The organism is Streptomyces sp. NPDC090045 (assembly GCF_044747975.1).
Taxonomy (GTDB): Bacteria; Actinomycetota; Actinomycetes; order Streptomycetales; family Streptomycetaceae; genus Streptomyces.
Genome location: NZ_JBIVFA010000008.1, coordinates 326,990 through 342,323, shown reverse-complemented (window position 1 = coordinate 342,323; position 15,334 = coordinate 326,990). Strand labels below are relative to the sequence as shown.

Genomic DNA, 15,334 nt, shown 5'->3' with positions numbered 1-15,334 from the left:
CATCCTCCGGCTCGACGCCGGGCGGATGGCCGCCCTGCTCACCCCGGCCGAGGCCGCCGACGCCCTGGCCGCCGCCCTGCGTGGCGGCCTCGACCCGGAGGGCTGCCCGCCGCGCTCCGCGATCGCGGTGCCCGGCGGGGGCGAACTGCTGCTGATGCCGGCCGCGTCCGGCTCGTACGCCGGGGTGAAGATCGCCGGGGTGGCGCCGGGCAACCCGGCCCGCGGGCTGCCCCGGATCACCGGCTCCTACCTGCTGCTGGACGGGCCCACCCTGCGCCCGCGGGCCCTGCTCGACGGCGCGGCCCTGACCACCCTGCGCACACCGGCCGTCTCCGCCCTCGCGCTGCGCCACCTGGCTCCGGCCGGCCGGCCGCTGCGGCTGGTGCTCTTCGGCTCCGGACCACAGGCGTACGGGCACCTGGAAGCGGCCCTCTCGGTACGGGAGCTGGCCGAGGCGGTGGTGGTCGCACGCGACCCGGCGAGCGGTGACCGGCTCGCCGCGCACGCCCGCGGGCTGGGGCTGTCCGCCCGGACCGGCACCCCGAAGGCGGTGGCCGACGCCGACCTGGTCATCTGCTGCACCACGGCCCGGGAACCGCTCTTCGACGGGCGCCTGGTCGGCCCGGGCGCCACCGTCGTCGCCGTGGGCTCGCACGAGCCGACCGCCCGGGAGACGGACACGGCCCTCGTGCGACGCGCGGCCGTGTACGTGGAATCCCGCGCGGCGGCCCTGCGCGAGGCCGGTGACCTGCTGGTCCCGGAGGCGGAGGGGGCGATCGGGCCGGGCCACATCACCGGTACCCTCGCCGACCTGGTCTTGGGGCGGATGCCGGCGGGCGGAGCGCCGAGTTGTCCACAGCTCTTCAAGAGCGTGGGCATGGCCTGGGAAGATCTCGCCGTGGCGGTCGCGCTGTGTGAGGCCGCCGGAGTGTGAGCAGCGCAACGTGACATTGTACGCTGTTCCTCTGCGTGTCGGTGGTGTCGGGGGTCTCGGAGGAAATGCAATGGGTGACCTGAAGCAGCACAGTCTCATCAAGGCCCAGGAACGGCTCCGGGACCAGGTCGGCCACGCACTCCGCGCCGCTCTGATAGCGGGTGAGCTGCGCCCCGGCAGCGTCTACTCGGCGCCCGGCCTCGCGGCCGAACTCGGCGTCTCGGCCACCCCGGTCCGCGAGGCCATGCTCGACCTCGCCCGCGAGGGACTGGTCGAGCCGGTCCGCAACAAGGGCTTCCGGATCACCGAGGTCAGCGAGCGCGACCTGGACCAGTTCACCGAACTGCGGACGATGATCGAGGTGCCGACCATCGGGCGGATCACGAAGATCGCCACGGCCGAACAGCTGGAGGCGCTGCGGCCGATCGCGGAGGAGATCGTCACCAGCGCGCGCGAGCACAACCTCATCGGCTATCTGGAGGCGGACCGCCGCTTCCACCTCGCGCTGCTCGGGCTCGCCGGCAACGACCGGCTCGTCGAGACCGTCGGCGACCTGCGCAAGCGGTCCCGGCTGTACGGCCTGACCGGCCTGGACGAGGCCGGCAAGCTGGTCTCCTCGGCGGAGGAGCACATCGAGCTGCTCGACCTGATGATCGGCGGAGACGCCGCGGCGGCCGAGGCCTGCATGGCCCGCCACCTCGGCCACGTCCGCTCGCTGTGGGCCCAGGGCCGCGACGAACCGGTCGGCCGCACCCCGGGCGGCCTCGGCTCCGGCCTCTAGCCTCCGGCCACCAGTCTCCGGCCTCTCCGCTCCGACAGGGCCCGCCACGGCGGGCCCTGTCGCGTACCCCGGCCCAACTGCCGTGCGGGCCAGCGGATTTGGACACGGCTGGATAACGGGGCGCTCAACCCCTTGTCAGTACAATTTCACATTACTATGTTACCGGTCACATCCTAGAGCGCGGCCCTTCACTGGAGTGACCCATGACCAAGCGCACCCAACTCGCCCTCGCCACCGCCCTGGTGGCAGCTCTCGCACTCGGCGCCTCGGGCTGCTCCGACACCAAGAAGGGCCCGGCCGGCGCAGGCGCCTCCAACCCCGCCGCCGCCAACGACGGCAAGATCCTCGGCGGCAGCCCGGTCAAGGGCGGCACCCTCACCGTCCTGTCCAACCAGGACTTCGCGCACCTCGACCCCGCCCGCAACTGGACGATGCCGACGATGGACTTCGGCACCCGGCTGCTCTACCGCACGCTCGTCACCTTCAAGGCCGAGCCCGGCAAGGCCGGCAGCGAGCTGGTCCCCGACCTCGCCACCGACCTCGGCACCCCGTCCAACGGCGGCCGCACCTGGACCTTCACCCTCAAGGAGGGCGTGAAGTACGAGGACGGCACGCCGGTCAGGGCCCAGGACGTCAAGTACAACGTCGAGCGCTCCTTCGCCCCCGACCTCACCGGCGGCCCCGACTACGCGGCCCAGTACCTGGCCGGGACCGAGGGCTACAAGGGCCCTCTCCAGGGGCAGCACCTCGACTCCGTCAAGACCCCCGACGACCGCACGATCGTCTTCGAACTCAAGCGTCCGGTGGCCGAGTTCTCCGCGACCGCCACCCTGCCGACCTTCGCGCCCGTCCCCCAGTCCCAGGAGAAGGGCACCCAGTACGACGCCCGCCCGTTCTCCTCCGGCCCGTACAAGATCGAGTCGTACGACCGCGACAAGAAGCTGGTCCTGGTCCGCAACGAGCACTGGGACGCGAAGACCGACACCGTCCGCAAGGCCTACCCCGACAAGTTCGTCGTCGTCATGGGCCTCAAGGGCGGCCAGATCGACGACCGCATCATCGCCGGCGAGGGCGCCGACGCCTCCACCGTCCAGTACGCCGACATGCGCCCCGAGAGCGCCCCCAAGGTGCTGCCCAAGCCGGAGGTCAAGGCCCGGCTGCTCGCCGAGTCCCAGGGCTGTACGGAGATGCTCCACCTGAACAACTCCCGCGCCCCCTTCAACGACCCGAAGGTCCGCGAGGCCATGCAGTACGCCGTCGACAAGGAGGCCGTCGTCACCGCGGGCGGCGGTCCGGCCCTCAACGAGGTGGCCACCGCCTACCTCCCCCCGGCCCTCTCCGGCGGCAAGCAGGCCGACGTCCTGAAGATCGCCCCGGCCGGCGACCCGGCCAAGGCCAAGGAACTCCTCAAGGCCGCCGGCAAGGAGTCCCTGAAGGTGTCCCTCTCCGTCTCCACCGGCGACAAGGGCAAGGCCGAGGCCATCCAGCAGGGCCTGTCCCGCGCGGGCGTCGAGGTCGTCATCGACACCGTCGACCCGGGCGCCTACTACGACGTCATCGGCGACCTCTCCACCACCCCGGACATGACCCTCACCGGCTGGTGCCCCGACTACCCCTCCGGCTCCACCTGGATCCCGTTCGTCTTCGACGGACGCACCATCAAGGAGAAGGGCAACCAGGGCAACTACAGCCAGTTCCGCGACGAGGCCACCATGAAGCGGATCGACGAGATCAACGCCATGGCCGACGCCAAGGAGGCCAACCAGGCCTGGATCGACCTCGACGCCGCCCTGATGGCCAAGTCCCCGAACGTCCCGCTGCTCCTGGAGCGCAAGCCGCTCCTGGTCGGCACCAACATCGCGGGCGCCTTCGGCCACCCCGTGTGGACCGGCACCATCGACTACGGGACCGTCGGCCTCAAGGACCCCTCGAAGAGCCAGGGCTGAGGGCCCGAAGGAACCCCGCGGCCATGACCACCACAGCACCGGTCCCGGACGACCGGGCGCCCCGGGGCCCCGACGGCCCCCCGGCACCAGATGCCGCCCGCGCCCCCGACAGCGCCCCGACCCCCGACAGCGCCCCGACCCCTGGCAGCGCCCCGGCCCCCGGCCCGGCCCCGGCCCCGGCTCCCGGCAGCGCACCGACCCCTGGCAGCGCCCCGGCCGCCGGCGCAGCCCCTGCCCCCGATGCCACCACGGTCCAGCCCGCGGCAGCGCCCGGCAGCAGCCCCTGGCAGCTCGCCCGGCAGGAGCTCCGCCGCCGCCCCGCCGTCCGCGTCAGCCTCGGCGTCGTCCTCCTCTTCGTCCTGATGGCCGTCACCGCCCCCTGGCTGGGGGCCCTCGGCGGCTGGTCGCCGAACGAGTTCGACAAGACCGCCATCGACCCCTACCTCGGAGGCCAGCCCCTCGGCGCCTTCGGCGGGATCAGCCCCGAGCACTGGCTCGGGGTCGAACCCGTCACCGGCCGCGACCTGTTCGCCCGTGTCATCCACGGCGCCCAGGTCTCCCTCCTGATCGCCTTCGCCGCCACCGCCATCGTGGTGGTCGCCGGTACGGCCGCCGGAATCGCCGCCGGCTACTTCGGCGGCCGCACCGACGCCGTCCTGTCCCGGCTCATGGACCTCACCATGTCCTTCCCCTCCCTGATCTTCATGATCGCGATGCTGTCCGTGGCCAAGGACGTCAACCGGATCGTCCTCATGACCTCCGTCATCGGAGTCTTCGGCTGGCCCGGCGTCGCCCGCGTCGTCCGCGGCCAGACCCTCTCCCTCAAACACCGCGAGTACGTCGACGCCGCCCGCGTCGGCGGCTCCGGCCCCTGGCGGATCCTGACCCGCGACATCCTCCCCGGCGTCTCGGGCCCCGTCATCGCCTACACCACCCTGCTCATCCCCGGGATGATCAGCACCGAGGCCGCCCTGAGCTACCTCGGCGTCGGAGTGCGCCCGCCCACCCCCTCCTGGGGCCAGATGATCGCCGAGTCCGTCGCCTACTACGAGACAGACCCCATGTACTTCGTCATCCCCAGCGTCTTCCTCTTCCTCGCCGTCCTCGCCTTCACCCTGCTCGGCGACGCGCTGCGCGACATCCTCGACCCGAGGGGCGGCCGCACGTGATCGCCTACCTCGCCCGCCGGCTGCTCGCCCTCGCAGGCGTCCTCCTCGCCATCGCCGCCGTCACCTTCCTCATCTTCTACGTCCTGCCCGCCGACCCGGCCGCGGCCGCCTGCGGCAAGACCTGCAGCGCCGAGCGCCTGGCCGACGTACGGGCGTACCTGGGTCTCGACCAGCCGCTGTGGCGCCAGTTCGCCGACTTCCTGACCGGCATCTTCACCGGCCGCACCCTCGGCACCGGCCAGTACGCCGTCGACTGCGACTTCCCGTGCCTGGGGTACTCGTACGAGAACTCCCTGCCCGTGTGGGACCTGCTCATGGACCGGCTCCCGGTCTCCGCCTCCCTCGCCGTCGGCGCCGCCGTGCTGTGGCTGGTCCTGGGGCTGGGCGCCGGGGTCACCGCCGCCCTGCGCAAGGACACCGCCACCGACAAGGCCCTGATGGTCGGCGCGGTCGCCGCCGCCTCCCTGCCCGTGTACTTCACCTCCGTGATGCTCATCTACGGGGTCATCCGCATCGCCGGCCTCCTGCCCTACCCCACCTACCAGGCCTTCACCGACAACCCCTTCGGGTGGGCCTCGAACCTGCTCCTGCCCTGGATCGCGCTCGCGCTGCTCTACGCCGCCATGTACGCACGCCAGAGCCGCGGTTCGATGATCGAGGCGATGGCCGAGCCCTACATCCGCACCGCCCGCGCCAAGGGCATGCCCGAGCGCACGGTCGTCGTCAAACACGGGCTGCGCTCCGGGATGACCCCGATCCTCACCATCTTCGGCATGGACCTCGGCGGCCTGCTCGCCGGCGCCGTCATCACCGAGTCCATCTTCGGACTCCCCGGCATCGGGCGGCTCTTCTACGGCGCGCTGGTCAACTCCGACCAGCCCGTGGTCCTCGGGGTCACCCTGCTCGCCGCCTTCTTCATCGTCGTCGCCAACCTCCTCGTCGACCTCCTGTACGCCGTCATCGACCCGAGAGTGAGGTACTGATGACCGCTCCGCTCCTCGAAGTACGTGATCTGCGCGTCACGTTCACCACCGCGCGCGGGACCGTACGGGCCGTCGACTCGATCGGTTTCACCGTCGAGGCCGGACGCACCCTCGGCATCGTCGGCGAATCCGGCTCGGGCAAGTCCGTGACCTCGCTCGCCGTCATGGGCCTGCACCGGGGCGCGGTCGAGGTCGGCGGCTCCGTGGCCCTCGCCGGACAGGAGCTGACCACCCTGTCCGAGCGGGAGCTCTCCCGGGTCCGCGGCCGCCGCATGGCCATGATCTTCCAGGACCCGCTGTCCAGCCTGCACCCCTACTACACGGTCGGCGAGCAGATCGCCGAGCACTTCCGGGTCCACTTCAAGGCCGGGCGGGCCGCCGCACGCAGACGCGCCGTCGACATGCTCGGTGAGGTCGGCATCCCGGAGCCGGCCCGGCGCGCGGGGGAGTACCCGCACCAGTTCTCCGGCGGCATGCGGCAGCGCGCGATGATCGCCATGGCCCTGGCCTGCGAGCCCGACCTGCTGATCGCCGACGAGCCGACCACCGCCCTGGACGTCACCGTGCAGGCGCAGATCCTGGAACTGATCGCCCGGCTCCAGCAGGAGCGCGGACTCGGCGTCGTGATGATCACCCACGACCTGGGCGTCGTCGCCCGCGTCGCCCACGAGGTGCTGGTCATGTACGGGGGCCGGGCCGCCGAACAGGCCCCGGCCGACGATCTCTTCGCCGACCCCGCCCACCCCTACACCCGGGGCCTGCTCGACTCCCTGCCCCGCCTCGACACTGCCGACGACCAGCCGCTGCCCTTCATCCCCGGCTCCCCGCCCTCCCTGCTCGCGCCGGCCCCCGGCTGCGCCTTCGCCCCGCGCTGTCCCCGGGCGGCCGCGCGCTGCACCGACGTACGGCCCGAGCCGGCGGCGTACGGGGACGGGCCGGACCGGACGGTGGCCTGCCACTTCGCCGGGGCCCTGACCCGTACCGCCGAGGAGGCGGCCCGATGACCGAGACCGCCGCACGCGAGAGCGCGGCACGCGAGCCCGCCGCACGCGAGAGCGCCCCTGTCCTGCTGTCCGTACAGGACCTCACCATGACCTTCCCCGGCAGACGATCCGTGACCGGGCGCCGGGGGGCGCCCGTGCGCGCCGTAGACGGGGTCTCCTTCGAGCTGGCGGCCGGGCAGACCCTCGGCCTGGTCGGGGAGTCCGGCTGCGGGAAGTCCACCACCGGCCGGATGCTCGTCCGCCTCCTGCAGCCCACCTCGGGCAGCGTCACCTTCGACGGCAGGGACATCAGCCGGCTGTCCCAGGGCGCCCTGCGCCCGCTGCGCAAGAGCATCCAGATGGTCTTCCAGGACCCGCACTCCTCGCTCAACCCGCGCCAGACCGTGGCCCGGATCATCTCCGACCCGCTGCTGGTGCAGGGCTGGAGCGCGGGGGACGCCCGCCGCCGCGCCGCCGAGCTGATGGAGCTCGTCGGGCTGATCCCCGAGCACATCGACCGCTACCCGCACGAGTTCTCCGGCGGCCAGGCCCAGCGCATCGGCATCGCCCGCTCGCTCTCCACCAGCCCCCGGCTGATCGTCGCCGACGAACCGGTCTCCGCGCTGGACGTCTCCGTACAGGCCCAGATCGTCAACCTGATGGAGCGGCTGCGCACCGAACTGGGCCTCGCCTACGTGTTCATCGCCCACGACCTGTCGGTGGTCAAACGGGTCAGCGACCGGGTCGCCGTCATGTACCTCGGCCGGATCGTCGAGATCGGGGACAAGAAGTCCCTCTACGAAAACCCGCAGCACCCGTACACCCGGGCGCTGCTGTCCGCCGTCCCGCTGCCCGACCCGGCGGCGGAGCGGCGGCGGGAGCGGATCGTGCTGCTCGGCGACCCGCCGAGCCCGACCGCTCCACCCCCCGGCTGCACCTTCCACCCGCGCTGCCCCAAGGCCCAGGCGATCTGCCGCACCGAACGCCCCCTGCTCCAACTCGCCGCCTCCCGCGAGGTGGCCTGCCACTTCCCGGGTGACTGACGGGGATCACGGGAAGAGGGGGACCCGGGGCCGGCACGATCGCCCCCCGGGTCCCCCGACCGCCCCCGCGGGCGCGACACTGTGGCGAAGGACCACGGGCGGAACCGGAACGGGGCGGGCGTCGAATGACCGAGCAGGAGATACAAGGGACACCGGCCCCCACCCGGCGCCATCCGGTGGCGACGGCCGCGTGGGCCGCCCTCCTGCTGGGGCTGCACACGGTGGCCGCCTTCTTCGTCCTCAACGCGCTGCTCACCGAGTCCGAAGGCCCCTGGGACCGTACGGTGACGGGCACGGCGCGGCTGATGGCGGGGCTCGGGCTGGTGGTGGAGCTGATGGCCCTCGCGGCGACGGCGGCCGCTGTGAACACGGCCCGGCTGCGGCGCTGGTGGTACGCGCCGGCAGCGGTGCTGGTCGTCACCGCCCTGGTGCGCATGGTGTTCGCCCCGAGGCCCTGACCGCCCCGCCGGCGGTCAGGGTGGTCAGGGGGGAGCGGGCAGGGGCTAGGCCAGTTCGCGGCGGAAGAACTCCAGTTCCAGGGCCATCAGCTTCTCCCGGACGCCGCCCGGGGTCATGTGGGTGACGCCCGGGAGTGCCAGCAGCTGGTGCGGGCGGCCCGCGTCCGTCAGGGCCTGCGAGAGGCGCAGGGTGTGCGACGGATGGACGTTGTCGTCGGCCAGGCCCGTGATCAGCAGCAGGGGGCGGGAGAGTTCCGGGGCATCGGGGATGAGGGAGTCCCGCTCGTAGACGTCCGGGTGCTCCTGCGGGAGGCCCAGGTACCGCTCCGTGTACGCGGTGTCGTAGTGCCGGAAGTCGGTCGGCGCGGCCCCGGCCGCCGCCGCGTGGAAGACGTCCGGGCGGCGCAGCACCGCCATGGCCGCGAGGTAGCCGCCGTAGGACCAGCCGCGCACCCCGACCCGGCCGAGGTCGAGGTCGCCGTGGCGGGCGGCGAGCGCGTGGAGGGCCGCGACCTGGTCGTCGAGGGTCACCTCGGAGAAGCCGCGGTACATGGCGTGCGCGTAGGCGGGGGAGACGTACGGGGTCCCGCGGTTGTCGACGGTCACCACCGCGAAGCCCTGGTCGGCCCACCACTGGCGGAGCTGCCAGCGGCGCGGGTCGGCGGTGACGTCCTGCATGCCGGGGCCGCCGTAGCTGTCCATCAGGACGGGCAGTTTCCGGCCGGGCACGTGGTCGCGGGGCAGCACCAGCGCGGTGGGGATGCCGCGCTCGGTGACCCGCTCCAGGAGGGGCGCCGTCCGGTAGGGCAGCGGCTGCGACAGGTCGGCAGGGGTGAACTCCCGCCCGTCGGGGGTGCGTACGGTGCGGCGGACCCCGTCGGCGTCGGCGGAGGTCAGCAGCAGGGTGCCGGCCGAGGCGGACACGGTGTGCACCCCGGGGCCGTCGGCGACCGGGGTCAGCTCCCCGGTGGTGGGGTCCAGCAGCAGCACCTGCTGTTCGGCGGGGTCGCGCAGACCGGCCGTGATCAGCAGCCGGTCCTGGTGGACCCCGGCCACGCCGCGGACCTGGATGCCGTCCCCGGTGAGCAGCCGGCCGTCCACCGCGAGGGCCCGCGCGGCGCCGCCCCCGGTGCCGGCGGCGGTCAGCATCCGCCCGTCGGCGAGGCGCGCCGGGGTGCCGGGGAGGTCCGGGTCCACCCAGTGCGGGTGCGTGGTGCGGGACAGCTCGGTGGTGCGGCCGGTGGCCGGATCGGCGGAGAGCAGCAGCACGTTCTGCTGGAGCCGGTCCTGGACGGTCAGCAGGATCTCCCCCTCCGACTCCCAGCCGGCGTCGGAGACGTAGGGGTAGGTCCCGGCGTCCCAGTCGAGCCGGATCCGGGCCGGGCCCCCGGCCTCGCCCCCGCCTCCGGCCTCGCCCTTGCCCTCGCCCTCGCGAAGCACCCACAGCTGGACGTCGGCGTTGGGTCCGCCCGCCTCGGGGTAGGCGAAGTCCTCGGCGGGCAGCTCGGGGTGCGCCGGGTCGGCGAAGTACCGCCGCTGGAGCGCGGATTCGTCGACGCGGGCGGCCAGCAGGGTGACCCCGTCCGGGGACCACCAGTGGCCCCGGGAGCGGCCGAGCTCCTCGGCGGCGGCGAACTCGGCGAGGCCCCAGCGGGCCCCGTCGTCGGGGCTGACCCGCCCGCCCGGGGCGACGTACAGGGCGTCGTCGCAGACGTACGCGGTGCGCGAGCCGTCGGCGTTGGGTCGCGGGTCCACGGCGGGTCCGGCGGCCGGGATCTCCTCGGGCTTCCCGTCGCCGGCCGCCGCGACCCCGTAGAGCCGTCCGTACAGCGCGAAGACGGCGCGCCGGCCGTCACCGGAGAGGGCGTACGAGCCGATCCCGGCGGCGACGAGCCGGGTCCGCTCGCGCAGCCGGCGCTCGGCGTCCGGGAGGGCGCCCGGCTCGGGGCACAGTTCACGGGGATCGGCAAGCCGGGTCTCGGCTCCGGTGGTGGTGTCGAGCACCCAGAGGCTGTCGAAGGCGTCGGTGGGACCGCTGGAGCGGAGGAACCAGAGGAGCCGGCCGTCGTCCCCGAAGGAGAACGCGCGCGGTGCGCCGTAGGAGAAACGGGCCGTGCTCGCGGAGAGCCTGAGGAAGTCATCCATGATCGTAGTGTGACATGTGCAATGTCACTACCACTAGGCCGTTCGAGTGGTGACCCCGGAGGCTCGGGCTTAGCGTCGAAAGGGTGGACCCGAACGCATCGCCGAGCAGCAACGGGACCGATGGCAAGGTCCGAGGGAACGGCCACGGACTCGCCCTGTTCGTCATCGCCTCCTGTCAGCTCATGGTGGTCCTCGACATCACGATCGTGAACATCGCGCTGCCCCACATCCAGACCGCGCTCGGCTTCTCCACCGAAAGCCTCTCCTGGGTCGTCAACGCCTACACCCTCGCCTTCGGCGGCCTGCTGCTCCTCGGCGGCCGCACCGGCGACATCCTCGGCCGCAAGCGCGTCTTCATCTTCGGCGTCCTGCTCTTCGGCCTGGCCTCCTTCCTCGGCGGACTCGCCCAGAACGAGGGCCAGTTGATGGCGGCCCGCGCCCTCCAGGGCGTCGGCGGAGCCATTGCGTCCCCGACCTCCCTCGCGCTGATCACCACCACCTTCCGCGAAGGCCCGGCACGCAACCGGGCCTTCGGCGTGTTCGCCGGCGTCTCGGCGGCCGGCGGCGCGATCGGTCTGCTCGCGGGCGGCATCCTCGTCGAATGGCTCGACTGGCGCTGGGTGCTCTTCGTCAACGTCCCCATCGCCGTGGTGATCGCGGTGCTGGCCACGAAGGTCCTGCACGAGTCCGAACGTCACCCCGGGCACTTCGACTTCGCCGGCGCGCTGCTGTCCACACTGGGCATGGTGGCGCTGGTCTACGGCTTCATCAGGGCCTCCCAGGACGGCTGGCGCGACCCGGTGACCCTCGGCTCCTTCGGCGCCGCCGTGGTCCTGCTGACCCTGTTCATCCTCAACGAGCGGCGCTCGCCCCAGCCCATCACGCCGCTGCACATGTTCGCCGACCGCAACCGGGCCGGGACCTACGGGATCATGCTCATGCTCGCCTGCGCGATCTTCGGCATGTTCTTCTTCCTGACCCTCTTCGTGCAGATCGTGCTCGGCTTCAGCCCGATCCAGGCCGGCCTCGCCTTCCTGCCGGTCAGCGTGATGGTCGCGGTGGGTGCCGGGCTCACCTCACAACTGCTCCCGAAGTTCGGTCCCAAACCGTTCATGGTCGGCGGCGCCCTGTCCTCGGCGGCAGGGCTCGGCTGGCTGACGCAGACGGACGTCCACTCCACCTACCTGGGCAGCATCCTGGGTCCGATGCTGCTGTTCGCCTTCGGCATGGGTCTGCAGTTCGTCTCGCTGACCCTGATGGCCCTGTCCAACGTCCCCGACCGGGAGTCGGGAGCCGCGTCCGGACTGCTCAACACGATGCAGCAGGTGGGCGGCTCGCTCGGCCTGTCCATCCTGGTGACGGTCTTCGGCACGGCGAGCCGCAACGAGGCGAAGAACCAGGTGGCCGGCTTCCTCAGTACGGCCACCCCCGCGCAGCGGGTGTCCTTCCAGCAGACCGGACAGGTCCCGAAGCCGTGGAGCGACCAGATCCTCACCTCGGGCATCAGCGCGGCCTTCATCGTGGCGGCCATGTTCACCCTGGTCGGCGCGGCGATCGCACTGTTCGCCATCCAGGTCCGCCCCTCGGACCTCGAACGCCTCCAGGGCAACCACACCCCGGCCACGGACCGCACCTAGTGCGGTGGCCGCCGACGGCCCGGAGGCCCGGACGGCCCGGACGGTCAGGCGCCCGGACGGTCAGGCGGTGGGGACGCCCGCCGCGGTGACCCGGGCCGCGAAGGCGTCCAGGTTGGCTCCCATGCGGGCGAGGCGCTCGTCCAGGGTCAGGGACTCCTCGTGGCGGCCGGCGCGCAGCTTGGGCTGCCGCTTGCCGCGCAGGTACAGGGAGCAGGCCAGGTCCGCGCAGACGTAGGTGCCGACCGTGTTGCCCTCCCGGCCGCGGGCGCCCGCCAAGGGGGCGACGAGGAGGGTGACCCCGGAGGACGCGTGACCCGTCAGACAGATCTGGCACAGGCTGGACTTCACCGCGCTGGTACGGCCCACGGACGGTACGCGCAGGGAGATCCCCAGCGGCCCCGTCTCCCGCGGCAGCACGAGGTGGGCCCGCAGGGGCGCTCCCGGATCCACCCAACCCAGGAAGTCCAGGTCGTCCCAGGGCAGTTCGGCGAAGTCGAGGGGCAGTCGCAGCCGCGCCGCCTCGCCCTTGGTGCAGTTCACGAAGGACGCACGGATCTGTTTCTCGCTGAGTGGTTCCACGGGCATCGACCTTATGGCCCGTTCTGACCGGTCGCACGTCAATATCCGGTGTCCGGGACCTGCGCGAGCGCGGCGCGCAGCCGGACGGCGTCGGCCCGGGTGTTCATCCGCAGGGCCAGCCAGGAGCCGTCCGCGAAGGCCAGGTCCACCCGGGCCGGCCGGCGGCGGAGCCGGGGGACGCGCCGCAGCGCGCAGGCCGCGGTGTGCGCCGCCCGGGCCGGGTCGCCGCGGCCCCACGGAGGCCGCGCGATGACGGTGCCCGCGCCCCGCGCGTCCCCCGGGCGGCCGGGGCGCGCGGTGAACATGCCGTGCGGCCCGTCGCTCCCGGCCTGCCAGCGCGTCCAGTGGAAGCCGTGCAGGGCCAGGGCGAACCGGCCCGCCTCGCCCGCCCAGCCGCCCCGCAGCGCCGGGCCGTGGAAGAGCCGCCCGACCAGGCGGGCGGCCCGTTCGAACGGGTCCAGCAGCGCGGCCACCGCGTCGGCCAGGTCGTCGGGCAGCGCGCTCAGGAACCGGAAGAGGAAGAAGCCGCCGACCCGGCGGAGCAACGGCTCCGGGGCGGGCGAGCCGGGCAGCATCACGCGCGGCGGGCGCCGTGCGTACGGGGACAATCTGCCCGGAATCTCCTCGTCCATCCGGCCATGATGGCCGGGCTGCCGCTACCCGTCCACGCGACGGACCCGGCAGCGCGCCGGGCCGTCCGTCCGCAGGGTGATCCCGGCCCCGACGGGGATCTCGGTGTCCACGGCCTCGAACTCGTACGCCCGCAGGATCATCGCCAGCGCGACCACCGACTCCAGCATCGAGAAGTGCTGCCCGATGCAGGCGCGCGGGCCGCCGCCGAAGGGGAACCACGCGTAGCGCGGCCGCGCCGCCTCGGCCTCCGGGGTGAAGCGCTCCGGGTCGAAGCGGTCCGGGTCCGGCCAGTGCTCCGGGTGGCGGTGCGTCACCCAGGGCGCCAGGATCACGTCCGCGCCCGCGGGGACGGTGTGCTCCCCGATCCGGGTGTCGGCGACGGCCTTGCGGCCGATGACCGGCGCCGCGGGGTACAGCCGCATGGCCTCCTTGAGCACCCGGGTGAGGTACGGGAGCCGGTCCATGTCGGCGGCCTCGGGCGTACGGTCGCCCAGGACGCGGGAGATCTCCTCGCGGGCCCGGTTCTGCTCCTCGGGATGACGGGCGAGCAGGTGCAGGGCGAAGCAGAGGGAGGTGGCGGTCGTCTCGTGCCCGGCGAGCAGGAAGATCAGCACCTGGTCGCGCAGCTCGGAGGCGTCGAACTCCCCGTCGTCCGAACTCCGGGCGGCGGCCAGCAGCGTCAGCAGGTCCTCGCCGGTGCCGCCCCGGCCACCGGTGTCCGTACCGGCAGGGTCCGCACCGGCAGGGTCGGCACCGGCCCCGCGCCGCTCGGCGATGATCTTGTCGCACACCCCGTAGAGCTCGTCCATCGCGGCGGCCGCCCGCCTGTTGCCCGGAGTGGGCCAGTGCCGCGGGACGTTGGCGGGGGAGTAGCCGCGGCGCAGCACGTAGTCCGTGATGACCGGAAAGCACCGGGACACGACCTCGGCGGTGGCCTCGACGTCGGTGCCGAAGAGGATCCGGGCGACGGCGCGCAGGGCGAGGTGCATCATCTCGTCGGAGACGTCGACCACGCCGTCGACGGCCTCCTCCCAGGCGGCGATCACCGATGCGGTCTCGGCGGCGACGGCCCCGGCGTAGCCGTCCACCCGGCGCCGGGTGAAGAGCGGCTGGACCAGCCGGCGCTGGCGCAGGTAGTCCTCGTCCTGGCTGGTCAGGAGGCCGTTGCCGAAGGACTCCCGGACCTCCTGGTAGAAGGCGTTGTCCTTGCGGAAGTTGGCCGCGTCGGAGGCGAGTACCTGCTGGGCGCCCTCGGGCGAGAAGACGCAGTACAGCTCGGCCCGCATGCCGGGCGGGCCGGCCGTGACCCGTACGAGGTCGCCGTGCCGGTGCTGCGCCCGCAGATAGGTGCCGAGGGAGTCCGCCTTCAGGTCGAAGAGCGACCCGAGCAGCGGAACCCCTGCGAGCCCGGGAACCTCCGCCACCGCACCGGCCCCTGCGTCCGATCCACCTGCCATGCCCGCTCCCTCACCCGTACCGGAGGCCCGATTCTGCCGTTCGCCCGCTGCGTCTGACCAGGACCCACGCCCCATCCGTCCGAATACCGACGAGCCTCCCGGACGCCGGACGGTCCACAGGGTGATCAAGAGACCGTGCGTGACGGGACATCACCTACCCTGGCCAACGCCGGCCAACGCCCGTCTCGTTGAAGGAGTTCCCGATGTCCGTCGTCGTCACCGCCGTTGTCCACCCCAGGCCGGGGCTCCTGGAGGAGGCGCTGGCCACGTACGCCCGCCACATCGAAGCCGTCCACGCCGAGCCCGGCTGCGAGCTGTACGCGCTGCACACCGACGGGACCTCGATCGTGATCATCGAGAAGTGGGCCAGCCGGGCCGACCTCGACGCGCACGCGAGCGGCGAGGTGATGGCGAAGCTCGGGCCGGAGCTGAACGCCCTGCGCGACCGGCCCGCCGATGTCACGATCCTCCAGCCCCGGCCGGCGGGGGCCGCACAGGGTGCCCTGTAGGCGTAGCCGGGTCCGGTCGCGCCCCGCGGTGGAGTGATCTGCCTCACGGCACGTCACAACGGCCACCCGCGCGGTGT

Annotated in this window: 14 protein-coding genes; 10 read left to right on the top strand and 4 right to left on the bottom strand. The window is 73.0% G+C overall.

Annotation, left to right across the window (positions count from 1 at the left end; all coding sequences use genetic code 11):
* Nucleotides 1-25 precede the first annotated feature (25 nt).
* From ACIPYQ_RS23015 to ACIPYQ_RS22980, 8 genes are all read left to right on the top strand, one after another.
* On the top strand, nt 26-934 hold the full coding sequence (locus tag ACIPYQ_RS23015; RefSeq protein WP_401254277.1) for an ornithine cyclodeaminase family protein: 909 nt from the start codon (nt 26-28) through the stop codon (nt 932-934).
* A 70-nt stretch (nt 935-1,004) separates the two neighbouring features.
* Nucleotides 1,005-1,715: a GntR family transcriptional regulator gene (locus ACIPYQ_RS23010; RefSeq protein WP_401254098.1), complete on the top strand. Its 711-nt coding sequence runs from the start codon at nt 1,005-1,007 to the stop codon at nt 1,713-1,715.
* A gap of 203 nt (nt 1,716-1,918) precedes the next feature.
* Nucleotides 1,919-3,661, top strand: a complete 1,743-nt coding sequence (locus tag ACIPYQ_RS23005) for an ABC transporter substrate-binding protein (protein ID WP_401254095.1) — start codon at nt 1,919-1,921, stop codon at nt 3,659-3,661.
* A gap of 23 nt (nt 3,662-3,684) precedes the next feature.
* On the top strand, nt 3,685-4,830 hold the full coding sequence (locus ACIPYQ_RS23000) for an ABC transporter permease (RefSeq protein ID WP_401254092.1): 1,146 nt from the start codon (nt 3,685-3,687) through the stop codon (nt 4,828-4,830).
* The gene (locus tag ACIPYQ_RS22995) at nt 4,827-5,813 is read left to right on the top strand and encodes an ABC transporter permease (RefSeq protein ID WP_401254089.1); all 987 of its coding nucleotides are present in this window, start codon (nt 4,827-4,829) and stop codon (nt 5,811-5,813) included. Before ACIPYQ_RS23000 ends, ACIPYQ_RS22995 begins: the two co-directional genes overlap by 4 nt.
* Nucleotides 5,813-6,817 carry an ABC transporter ATP-binding protein gene (locus ACIPYQ_RS22990; RefSeq protein ID WP_401254086.1) on the top strand — a complete coding sequence of 335 codons (1,005 nt, stop codon included), beginning with the start codon at nt 5,813-5,815 and terminating at the stop codon, nt 6,815-6,817. The genes ACIPYQ_RS22995 and ACIPYQ_RS22990 overlap by 1 nt, the downstream gene beginning before the upstream one ends.
* Nucleotides 6,814-7,839, top strand: a complete 1,026-nt coding sequence (locus ACIPYQ_RS22985) for an ABC transporter ATP-binding protein (RefSeq protein WP_401254083.1) — start codon at nt 6,814-6,816, stop codon at nt 7,837-7,839. The genes ACIPYQ_RS22990 and ACIPYQ_RS22985 overlap by 4 nt, the downstream gene beginning before the upstream one ends.
* Nucleotides 7,840-7,964: 125 nt before the next feature.
* Nucleotides 7,965-8,297 carry a hypothetical protein gene (locus tag ACIPYQ_RS22980; protein ID WP_401254081.1) on the top strand — a complete coding sequence of 111 codons (333 nt, stop codon included), beginning with the start codon at nt 7,965-7,967 and terminating at the stop codon, nt 8,295-8,297.
* 45 nt (nt 8,298-8,342) lie between these two features.
* On the opposite strand, the gene ACIPYQ_RS22975 is transcribed toward ACIPYQ_RS22980, so the two are convergent.
* Nucleotides 8,343-10,442 (bottom strand): prolyl oligopeptidase family serine peptidase, encoded by a 2,100-nt coding sequence (locus tag ACIPYQ_RS22975; RefSeq protein WP_401254078.1) that lies wholly within the window; start codon nt 10,440-10,442, stop codon nt 8,343-8,345.
* 83 nt (nt 10,443-10,525) lie between these two features.
* On the opposite strand from ACIPYQ_RS22975, the gene ACIPYQ_RS22970 reads away from it, so the two are divergent.
* On the top strand, nt 10,526-12,079 hold the full coding sequence (locus ACIPYQ_RS22970; RefSeq protein ID WP_401254075.1) for an MFS transporter: 1,554 nt from the start codon (nt 10,526-10,528) through the stop codon (nt 12,077-12,079).
* Between the two features lie 60 nt (nt 12,080-12,139).
* Here the strand turns inward: ACIPYQ_RS22970 and ACIPYQ_RS22965 are convergent, their stop codons facing one another.
* The 3 genes from ACIPYQ_RS22965 to ACIPYQ_RS22955 are packed head-to-tail and all read right to left on the bottom strand — an operon-like array spanning nt 12,140 to nt 14,748.
* A complete protein-coding gene (locus tag ACIPYQ_RS22965) occupies nt 12,140-12,658 on the bottom strand; it encodes an FBP domain-containing protein (protein ID WP_401254072.1) in 519 nt (172 codons plus the stop codon).
* Between the two features lie 38 nt (nt 12,659-12,696).
* On the bottom strand, nt 12,697-13,290 hold the full coding sequence (locus ACIPYQ_RS22960) for a hypothetical protein (RefSeq protein WP_401254069.1): 594 nt from the start codon (nt 13,288-13,290) through the stop codon (nt 12,697-12,699).
* Between the two features lie 24 nt (nt 13,291-13,314).
* Complete coding sequence (locus ACIPYQ_RS22955; protein ID WP_401254066.1) at nt 13,315-14,748, bottom strand: cytochrome P450; 1,434 nt, start codon at nt 14,746-14,748, stop codon at nt 13,315-13,317.
* Between the two features lie 203 nt (nt 14,749-14,951).
* Between ACIPYQ_RS22955 and ACIPYQ_RS22950 the strand changes: the two genes are divergently transcribed.
* A complete protein-coding gene (locus ACIPYQ_RS22950; RefSeq protein WP_401254063.1) occupies nt 14,952-15,257 on the top strand; it encodes a putative quinol monooxygenase in 306 nt (101 codons plus the stop codon).
* The last annotated feature ends 77 nt before the right edge of the window (nt 15,258-15,334 follow it).

Excerpts from the sequence above, each read along its gene's own strand:
- ACIPYQ_RS22980 (WP_401254081.1), top strand. The coding sequence starts at position 7,965 with ATGACCGAGCAGGAGATACAAGGGACACCGGCCCCCACCCGGCGCCAT.
- ACIPYQ_RS23010 (WP_401254098.1), top strand. The coding sequence starts at position 1,005 with ATGGGTGACCTGAAGCAGCACAGTCTCATCAAGGCCCAGGAACGGCTC.
- ACIPYQ_RS22990 (WP_401254086.1), top strand. The coding sequence starts at position 5,813 with ATGACCGCTCCGCTCCTCGAAGTACGTGATCTGCGCGTCACGTTCACC.
- ACIPYQ_RS22950 (WP_401254063.1), top strand. The coding sequence starts at position 14,952 with ATGTCCGTCGTCGTCACCGCCGTTGTCCACCCCAGGCCGGGGCTCCTG.
- ACIPYQ_RS22975 (WP_401254078.1), bottom strand. The coding sequence starts at position 10,442 with ATGGATGACTTCCTCAGGCTCTCCGCGAGCACGGCCCGTTTCTCCTAC.
- ACIPYQ_RS22985 (WP_401254083.1), top strand. The coding sequence starts at position 6,814 with ATGACCGAGACCGCCGCACGCGAGAGCGCGGCACGCGAGCCCGCCGCA.
- ACIPYQ_RS23015 (WP_401254277.1), top strand. The coding sequence starts at position 26 with ATGGCCGCCCTGCTCACCCCGGCCGAGGCCGCCGACGCCCTGGCCGCC.
- ACIPYQ_RS22960 (WP_401254069.1), bottom strand. The coding sequence starts at position 13,290 with ATGGACGAGGAGATTCCGGGCAGATTGTCCCCGTACGCACGGCGCCCG.
- ACIPYQ_RS22955 (WP_401254066.1), bottom strand. The coding sequence starts at position 14,748 with ATGGCAGGTGGATCGGACGCAGGGGCCGGTGCGGTGGCGGAGGTTCCC.
- ACIPYQ_RS23005 (WP_401254095.1), top strand. The coding sequence starts at position 1,919 with ATGACCAAGCGCACCCAACTCGCCCTCGCCACCGCCCTGGTGGCAGCT.
- ACIPYQ_RS23000 (WP_401254092.1), top strand. The coding sequence starts at position 3,685 with ATGACCACCACAGCACCGGTCCCGGACGACCGGGCGCCCCGGGGCCCC.